At 60.7% G+C, this 6,805-nt stretch carries 5 protein-coding genes; 4 read left to right on the plus strand and 1 reads right to left on the minus strand.

Going from position 1 to position 6,805, the window contains the following annotated elements:
• The first annotated feature begins 7 nt into the window (after positions 1-7).
• Together M9978_RS22240 and M9978_RS22245 are read left to right on the plus strand one after the other, a co-directional pair.
• Positions 8-2,032 carry an SIR2 family protein gene (locus M9978_RS22240; protein WP_254297240.1) on the plus strand — a complete coding sequence of 675 codons (2,025 nt, stop codon included), beginning with the start codon at positions 8-10 and terminating at the stop codon, positions 2,030-2,032.
• On the plus strand, positions 2,025-3,827 hold the full coding sequence (locus M9978_RS22245; RefSeq protein ID WP_254297241.1) for a hypothetical protein: 1,803 nt from the start codon (positions 2,025-2,027) through the stop codon (positions 3,825-3,827). Before M9978_RS22240 ends, M9978_RS22245 begins: the two co-directional genes overlap by 8 nt.
• Positions 3,828-4,059: 232 nt before the next feature.
• Here M9978_RS22245 and M9978_RS22250 read toward each other — a convergent pair whose 3' ends face one another.
• Positions 4,060-5,136 (minus strand): hypothetical protein, encoded by a 1,077-nt coding sequence (locus M9978_RS22250; RefSeq protein WP_254297242.1) that lies wholly within the window; start codon positions 5,134-5,136, stop codon positions 4,060-4,062.
• 615 nt (positions 5,137-5,751) lie between these two features.
• Here M9978_RS22250 and M9978_RS22255 point away from each other — a divergent pair.
• Entirely contained in the window at positions 5,752-6,354 is a 603-nt protein-coding gene (locus M9978_RS22255) for a hypothetical protein (RefSeq protein ID WP_254297243.1), read from the plus strand.
• Between the two features lie 94 nt (positions 6,355-6,448).
• On the plus strand, positions 6,449-6,751 hold the full coding sequence (locus tag M9978_RS22260; RefSeq protein ID WP_254297244.1) for a hypothetical protein: 303 nt from the start codon (positions 6,449-6,451) through the stop codon (positions 6,749-6,751).
• Positions 6,752-6,805: the final 54 nt, after the last annotated feature.

A 6,805-nucleotide genomic window follows, 5' to 3' on the forward strand; every position in this document is an offset into this window, starting at 1 on the left:
GAGGGGCATGCCGCGTTTCGTCAAGAATGGACCGATCGTTCCCGACAAGCTCGTACAGGAGCTCGAAGAAGATCGCGTCGTAATTTTCTGTGGCGCGGGTATTTCGATGGGAGCAGGCCTTCCTGACTTCAGAGGACTTGTCGATCATTGCTACACTGAATGCGGCGCCATCAAGCCCGGCCCCGATGGTGAGGAGTGGTCTTGGCTAGACCGAATGCTCGGTTCACTCGAGGGAAGCCACCCCGGTCGCATGCGTGCCACGGTCGCCGAACTGCTGGATATCACGGTCAAGCCAAAGGATCTGGCGCTCCACCAAGCCTTGTTGAAACTTGGACGGCTCCGCGGCGGTAATAACGGTACGAGGCTTGTCACAACCAATTTCGACCTGCTCTTTGAGCAGGCGCGACCTGATATGAAACTGGGAGTCGAATATCATTCGGCCCCGATCCTTCCGATCCCGCGCAACGATCGGCTCGCGAGCTGGCGGAGCATCGTCTATTTGCACGGACGCGTTGAGCCTGCCACCCATGGCAACCAGCAACTCGTCCTCACCAGTGCCGATTTCGGCCGAGCCTATCTCACCGACGCTTGGGCCGCCCGGTTCGTTGCGCGCCTGTTCGCCGAATTTACCGTCTTGTTCATCGGCTACAGCCTTAACGACCCGGTGCTGCGTTACATGACAGACGCCTTTGCTGCCGAAGATGCATTTGCTCGCACCGGGCGCAAGCGTGGTCCAGCATACCTATTCGTGCCAAACGACAGCAAAACGCCAGATCCCAAGCCGTATCAGCTGCGCCGCCTCGAGCCGATTTTTTATCGACCGATCTATCATCACCGGCTGCTCAAGCAGACGTTGATCCAATGGGCGAAAACGCGCGAAGACTATCTTTCCAGCATTCGTACGCTGATCGAAGGCACAGCCTTGCGCTTGCCGAGTGCGTTGGAACCGAGCGACGCCGCCAACCTGGTCTGGGCCGTCTGCGGCCGGCCAGATGACAAAGGTCATGGTGCCAAGATGCTGGCTGGAGTCACGCCGCTACCTCCTATGGAATGGCTTCGTGAATTCGAACAGCATGATCGCCAGACCAAGACCGCTCACGAAGCTGATATAAAGCTGGCCAAGGACGAGGAACGCGAACCTCCGACAAGCCCAGCCTACCACATTGAGCCCCTATTCCCGTCCCGAGCCAACAATAGCGGCCTGCCGTGGTTGAGTGCGCCAGCGATCGAATTGCTTCCTTGGCTATGCGCCCATCTGCAAAATCAAAAACTTGTCGATTGGGTTGTAGAAAAACTCGAGGGCCGACGCCGAGCACATCCGTTGTTGCGCAGTGCAATCCGCCGCCATCTCGACGCGACACCCGCGATCGCCGATGGATACCGCACATTTTGGCAGTTGGTCTCTAGCGAGGGAGATTGGGCAACGGACCAGAGCACACCGCATGCAATGCACGGGCTTATGGTCGGTACGCCTGCCAAGCGAGATGAACCCTGGTTCAAGCAAGAGCTCGCTGCGATGCTGAAGCCGTTCCTCACGGTGTCGCAAAGCTATGCCGCGGCGTCGGGAAGCGCGGTGGATCCTGCGCGGATCAATACGATCGCTGACAGCAAAGTCGATCTTGTCAGTGATCGGGCGTTCGACGTGGCCGACAGAATCAACACAATGCCGGACGCAAATAGCTATTGGGCGCGGCATCTCGACCTTCTGACCCATGTGCTTAAGCAGGTACTCGATCTCTACGGAATCGTTGGTCAAGCGAGCTCATCGCGCGATCCAACAGCGCTGCAACGACCGTCGATCGAGCCGCATCCGCAAAACGCGCATCACGCACATTGGGCAAGGCTTTACGATCTAATCTGGCGAGGCTGGCAGCACGTAGATGGGCAACTCGACCCTGCTGAAAGCCATGCTTGGATCGCGCTTTGGCGGCAAATTCGCTACCCCGGCTTTCGCCGGCTGGTCTTGGCTGCGATGGCCTCCAGCCCGCACTTCACGGCGCAACAGAAGCTGGAGGTCTTGCTTAATGGCTGACGCCCCGGACCTCTGGCACGGGGGCGCGCGGAAGGAAGCGATGGACATGCTCGGCGTCCTCTGGCGCACGCTCGACGATGACGGCCGTAACACGCTATCCAACGTGCTCATCGCGGGCCCTCCATCTAAAATGTTTGAGCAGGTCGCGGATGATGAACGTGAAAGCTCACGCGACCGTCGCGTGTTCGACAGATTGATCGTCGTCGAGCGCGTGGGACAGCCGCCATTGACGCCGGCACTTGCCCAAACCTTGCAAGCGCTTCGGGCGCGATATCCGCATTGGCGCGCGCAGGATGGCGAGCGCGCTCACTTCAGCTCTTGGTTCGAAACACGATGGGGACCTGACACGAACTTCAGTGTCGAAGACCTCGCCGAAATGGGCGAGGCTGCCCTGATCGCACGCTTGCGCAACGATATGGATGCGCGCGACGGATTGCTCGATAGTTGGAAGCAGTTCGCGATCGCGCAGCCCAGAAATGCTTTGAATGTGCTGTCAGCGTTCGCGGAAACGCCGGATGATCCGGGTCCAGCAGACGCTTGGGAAGCCGGATTGCGCGGGCTTCGTGAAGCCAAGAACGGGGAATTGATCACCGATCACGTGTTGAGCCTTCTTGGTGATGTACCGGTAAGCTTGTTTGAGGATCGGGAATTCGTGCGCGGCGCCGCCGATCTTCTCGAGGCAAAAAGCCGAGACTTGGACGCCAGGGAGAAGCCGACGTCTTTTTGGCGGCTGTTTGACCGCGCGCTGGAAGCAGCCGGTAGCGAACCATTGTTCGAGCCGGACTATCACATCGAGCGGGGTCAGGTCGCTCCCGTCGATTGGGTCGCCGAGGCGATAAACCGCTCGATGGGCATTCTGGCGACAGCCTTCGTCAACGCGATCTACGCGTTGCGCCCGGGACAGGGTGATACTCTGGGATCGTTGACCGAACGCGCGAACCGTTTGATGAGCCCGAAAAAGCCAGAGCACCGCTATGCCCGAGTAATCGGCGCCAGCCGCATTTCGTATCTGTATGCAGTTGATCCGGCTTGGTCGGCCAAGACACTCATCCCCGCTTTCTCGTGGCGGCAGGAGGAAGAGGCGATGGCGATGTGGCAAGGCTATGCCTGGCAGATGCGCATCGATCCGCAGCTATGGGCCGCGCTCAAGCCGCATTTTCTACCGTTGTTTGAGCACGACCGGATGCAACGCTTTGGCGCAGCCGCGCGCAACGTGGCCCAAGCGCTGATGCTGGTCGGCATTGCGTTTGGCCCCGACGAACTGAAACGTGAGGACGTTCGGAATGCGCTTAGGTCCATGCCGCAAGATATCCGCGCCGACGCAGCGGAGTGGATCGTCGGTTACCTGGAAGCGGAGCCGGGCGACGATCAGGGGGGCGATGACGAGCCGATTGATGGCACGCCCGATAGTCGGTGGGACCAAATCTGGTCTTGGGTCAGACGAGTATGGCCGAGCGAGGCGATCTTGCAAACCAGCCAGATCAGCGAGCAGTTCGCACTCGCTGCGATTGCGACGGACAAGGCTTTTCCGAGGGCGGTAGAGTCCGTCGCCCCTTACGCCGTACCGGCTTACACTTATCACCTGATCCACAAATTAAGCGAATCCACGCATCCCGAGCAGCATGCCGAATCCAGCCTGGTGTTGCTGGATACCTTTGTCGCACCAGACCCGATGCTTCAATTCGACGAGCATTTCGCTGCGATTCTTGAACGTATCGGTAAATCAGACCCGGCGCTGCGCACTGACAACCGCTATCGTAGGTGGGCAGAGTTTATCGCGCTGAAGATCAAGTAGGTCCGGCGATTTCGCGCCGGTGGAGTCTCTATAGAGCCTTCATACACGCCTCGCCCATCGACGGCCGCGCCGGTCGAGTTTTCCGCACCGCAGAACGCGGTACTTCACACACTTTCTAGGGCCGTGACGAGTAACCACCCAGCTTCGAATATTCCTTTGCTGCATGAACAAACGTCGGAATTAGGGCGAACGTCGTCGAATGTCTGATTGTGGGGCGCAAACCAGCCCCTGTTCAGCCATTCGGCATGGTGATGTCCAGGTCACGCGGCATATTGAGCCGCCACACGTCGCTTGCCGCCCTCACGATCATCATCTTGGTGCGGTTATCGATGTTCAGGCCGACCATCCAGCCGGGCGAGAATTCCACAGCGCGAGCGATCTCCGGTTTACGCGGATTTATCTCGGCCAGCGAACGACCGACGTGCGCCATGCGTGAGGTTCGGACTGCATCGGCAAGATCACCAATCCTGCTCGGGTCCCGTGCGGCAAGCGCGCGGAGAATGTCGACCAGCGCACGACTGGCATTGGGGCTCTCAAACGCCTGGTCGAACAGCGTGTAGTGTACCGTCCGGTCAGTTGCTTGCGCGGGCGCCGAAGGGGAGGGGAGGACAGTCGCCGGAGCAGTCGCACGAGGCTCAGCAGCTGGTCGTGCGGGTTTCAGGGCATCCAGGAAAGCTTCGGCCTCGCCTGCATTGGGACGATAGCCGGACAGGGCCTCCACCTTCTCGGCCAGTGTTTCCAGAATGCGATCATCGCGCTCGGCGATCAGCTCCGCCCACGCCCGCGGCAGCACCGCCGCAGCCTGGCGCCTGCCGATCGCGGTTTGATGGTCGCGCTGGGCGTCAGCAAAAGATTCGCCGCTGCGAACGCGATCGCGCGACAGGTAGCGCTGGAAGATCTCTTCGCACTCGGCCGGCGTGCGCTCGTCGAGCTGCAGGCGGTAGACCCGCCGGTCCTCGTAGCTGCCGATCCCGCTCGGCACGTAGAAATTCCAGACCGCGCCATCGGTCAGCACACAGAGCGGCACGCCATGATGGAAGGCGTAGCTGAACAGCTGGCGGTCGCCGTCGGCGGCCTTCCCGCGACCCTTCACCTCGATGAAGATTGCTGGCGTACGGTTGAGGCCGATCAGCGCAAAATCCACGAACCCGTTGTCGACGCGGTATTCCGGCACGAGCTGATCGGGATCCGCGCTGTCCCAGCCCAGCATACCCAAAATGGGGGTGACGATGCCGTGACTGATCGCGGCCTCGTTGACATATGCGTTCGATTGCAGCCGCTCGCAGATCCGCGTCAGCATCGTCAGCATGTTCCGACTTCCCCTCGTCGCCCTATGTACCTCTCGGGACGACGGCCGAAGCCGGATGTTAGTAACCCGCTGAGACAACGAGCGCATGCGCCTTTACCGGCGAACCGGCTGGACATACGCGCATGCCACCCGGCCTCCGAAGATCGGTGACCGAGGTGTCTCAAGCGGGGTTACTACGCCCCGCTCGCCCTCTCGGGCGAGCGCTGCACTTCTCGCTGACTGGACATGGCAGCGCAAGGGGGACCGGACTGGCGAGCATCTGCGGCAGCGCATCGTAGAATGCAGACGAATGAAAGAAGGGGTGCGTGCAAATCGCTGACTGCGTCGAATAGACTTGCTTCGCGTCGCGTAGCGAGCAAATTGCCCGTGCCTTCGGTGAAAGCCCGGAGGTGGGGCGTGGAAACCCCTTCCCGTAAGTTACTCGGTCAACAGCTCATGCTGAAGGCCGGGTGGCATGCGCGCATGTCCAGCCGGCAACGGTAAAGGCGCATGCGCCTGCTCTTACGGACAGGTTTCCAACATCCGGCTTCAGGCCGTCGCCCCGAGAGGACATAGGAGCGACGCACGATGCGAAGTCGGGGAATTTATATGCGGTGGTGCGCGGTAATTGCCGCCATGGCTGTCACGCTTGCGGTGCCGGCAAGCGCCGGAATGTTCGGCGCGCCGAAGTTTACCATCAAACAATCGGATGACCGGTTTTCAGCGGACGATCGCACAATCTGGACGAGTGACGGCAACCGGATCTCGAAGCGCTCGGTCGCCGGCGGCACGCATATCGACAGCAAGGGGGTGTTCCTGAACCCCGGCGTGGTCGTGAGCCGCACGACCGGGAAGGTCAAACTGCTTACGCTTGCACTGGTCAACCTCACCGAGCGGATAAGCAGCATCGGCACGCTCAATGCTTTCGGCCGGCCGCGGCGGGTGTCGTTCATCACCGGCGAAGGCGCGCCCATCGTGCTCGAGATCACCAACGCAGAGCAGCGCTTCGGCGAAGTTCACTGCAGCGAGTACGCCATTGGCTGCACGACCCCCTTGATCGAGTCCGGCCTCGCGGTGCTCGACGTAGAGCAATACCGTCGGCTGATGGCGGCGAGCGCGCTGGCGATAAAGGTCGAGGGCAGCGATCGGGCCCAGGTCTATGAGGCCAGGGACATCGAGCGATCGTTCATCCCGAACCTGACTGCCTTCTACACCGCGCATGTCGCGAAGGGGCTGTGATGGGCACGGGAGCAGCGCGGGCGCTGATCGGGTCGGCAGAGGCGGCCGGCTTGCTTGAGGCGGCAGACCCTCTTCGTGCCGATCGGAAACTGCCGTGAAGCGCCCGCTCACACTGATGGCGCTATGTGCGCTCTGCGCGTGCGGCGACCCGGTCAAGGATGCGAAGCGTGAGCTCGAGATCATTCGCAAGACGGGCACACGCGACGAAATCTGCACAGCATCCAGACGCGTCGCGGATGCCTATCTCAAGCAGCAGGACGAAAATGCATACGCCATGGCCCGCATTGATGCCGACATTGCATGCCAGGAAGCGTTGTTGCGTCGCATGTGTCAACGCCGGTCGGATTCCAGGCCAGCGGGGCGGAGTAAAAGCAGGCCATTGTTGATGCGGGCCTGACGATATGAAGAGGGCCCCGATCGGGGCCCTCTTCATATCGTTGTCGTCGTCGAT

The sequence above is a fragment of the Sphingomonas tagetis genome (assembly GCF_024211275.1).
Taxonomy (GTDB): domain Bacteria; phylum Pseudomonadota; class Alphaproteobacteria; order Sphingomonadales; family Sphingomonadaceae; genus Sphingomonas; species Sphingomonas tagetis.

Bases quoted from the DNA above. Each gene is read 5' to 3' on its own strand.
- M9978_RS22255 (WP_254297243.1), top strand. From the start codon at position 5,752: ATGGCTGTCACGCTTGCGGTGCCGGCAAGCGCCGGAATGTTCGGCGCG.
- M9978_RS22250 (WP_254297242.1), bottom strand. From the start codon at position 5,136: ATGCTGACGATGCTGACGCGGATCTGCGAGCGGCTGCAATCGAACGCA.
- M9978_RS22245 (WP_254297241.1), top strand. From the start codon at position 2,025: ATGGCTGACGCCCCGGACCTCTGGCACGGGGGCGCGCGGAAGGAAGCG.
- M9978_RS22240 (WP_254297240.1), top strand. From the start codon at position 8: ATGCCGCGTTTCGTCAAGAATGGACCGATCGTTCCCGACAAGCTCGTA.